Genomic DNA, 1,938 nt, shown 5'->3' on the forward strand with positions numbered 1-1,938 from the left:
AACCGCCGACCAACGGCGAACAGCCCCCGACGGATGGCGAGGAACCGCCGACCGACGGCGAACAGCCGCCGACGGACGGTGAAGAACCGCCGACCAACGGCGAACAGCCCCCGACGGATGGCGAGGAACCGCCGACCGACGGCGAACAGCCCCCGACGGATGGCGAGGAACCGCCGACCGACGGTGAACAGCCACCAACGGATGGCGAGGAACCGCCGACCGACGGCGAACAGCCCCCGACGGATGGCGAGGAACCGCCGACCGACGGTGAACAGCCACCAACGGATGGCGAGGAACCGCCGACGGGCGAACCCGCTCAGCCCGTCGCTTTCTTCGCCGGCACCACCGAGGATAACGGCCGCGAATTGTGGTCGACGGATGGGCAGTCCGCCCGCATCGCCGTCGATGCCAATCCCGGCTCGGGCGATGGGGTGACCGGCGATCTGGCGGTGGCCGCGGATGGCACGGCCTATTTCGTCGGCACCGATGGCTCGACGCCCGGCGTTTGGGAATGGGACGGCAGCAGCCTGAACAGCGTCAATATCGGCGCCGGCAGCGGCGGCTATCAGGCCTCCAACCTGATGGCGGCAGGCGATAGCATCTTCTTCCAGGCCTCCGCCGATGGTTCCCAGTCGCTGTGGACCTATGACGGCCAGAGCGCCAGCGAAATCGCCAGCTTCAGTGGCGGCGCCTCCGGCAATGGCGAGGACAACGGCATCGAGATCGCCGCTGTCGATGAAAGCACGGCTCTCATCAGCGCCCCCGCTCCCGAAGGCGAAACCGACCTGCCCGACGGCAATCATCTGTGGCTGTGGGACGGCAACGAACTCAGCCGTTTCGAAGCCTTCGATGACGACGACACGGCTCCGCAGCCGCGGGATTTGGTCGATACCGGCGATGCCTTGGTCTTCTCGGCCGATGACGGCAGCTCCGGCCGCGAATTGTGGTCCTTCGACGGCCAGCAGCTGGAACAGGTGGCCGATATCGCCGAAGGCGATGAAGGCAGCAATCCGTCCCATCTGACCGCTGCCGCCGACGGCACCCTGTACTTCTTCGCCGAAACGGAAGACCAGGGCCGCGAATTGTGGAGCTGGGAAGGCCGGGGCAGCAGCCCTGAACTGGTCGCCGAGGCCATCGAAGGCGAAGAGGGCCTGGAGAATCCCCGCGAACTGGTGGCGGGCGACAGTAATGTCTATTTCGTCGCCGATTCGACGGAGAACGGTGCCGCCCAGATCTGGCAGTGGAACGGCCAGGGCCTCGACTCCTTCGACCTGCCTGACGAGGCCGGGCAGCCCGTCCAGTTGACCGCCGTGGGCGACGTCCTCTTCGTCAGCACCACCGGCGGCCAGGGCAGTAACGGCGGCGGCGCCACCACCCAGGTGGTCGGCAACGATTCCGCCGGCTCTGGCGAAGCCTCCGCCACTGCGACCGGCAGTGAAAACGGCCAGGAAGCCCAGCAATTGTGGTGCTTGGTGCCTGGAAGCGATGAACTGATCCAGGTCGAGCTCCCCGACGGCGGCAACATCCAGGACATCATCGCCCAGGAAGATCAGCTGCTGCTGGTTTCCAGCTCCGGCGAGGAAGACGCCAGCCTGTGGAGCATCGAAAACGGCATGCTGCAACAGGTCGAAAGCGGCGCCAGCTTCACCTCGATCGCCCAACTGACGCCGGTGGAAGAAGACGAAATCACCGTCACCACCTGACCCTCCCCTCTCCCGGACGCCCCAGCGTCCGGGCCTCTCTTCCCCGCCGGGCAACCGGCGGGGATTTTTTCATGTCCGGAATGCATGGCTCTACCCGGCCCCTCTTGGTGCCTTATTTGTTTCTTCATGGCGCATGGGGGCCACCAAGACACAAAGACACCAAGACTGTGGAGAAGCCCCTTGTTTTCCTCGTCATTCCCGCGCAAGCGGGAATCCATGCCGCCGCGGATTCCGG

Annotated in this window: 1 pseudogene; it reads left to right on the forward strand. The window is 65.8% G+C overall.

Annotated features, from left to right (window positions below):
- Nucleotides 1-1,703 (forward strand): annotated as a pseudogene (locus EPD66_RS23750) (hypothetical protein); the annotation flags it as partial.
- Between the last annotated feature and the right edge of the window lie 235 nt (nt 1,704-1,938).

This window comes from Telmatospirillum sp. J64-1, assembly GCF_006980715.1.
In the GTDB taxonomy this organism is placed as follows: Bacteria; Pseudomonadota; Alphaproteobacteria; order Rhodospirillales; family Magnetospirillaceae; genus Oleiliquidispirillum; species Oleiliquidispirillum nitrogeniifigens.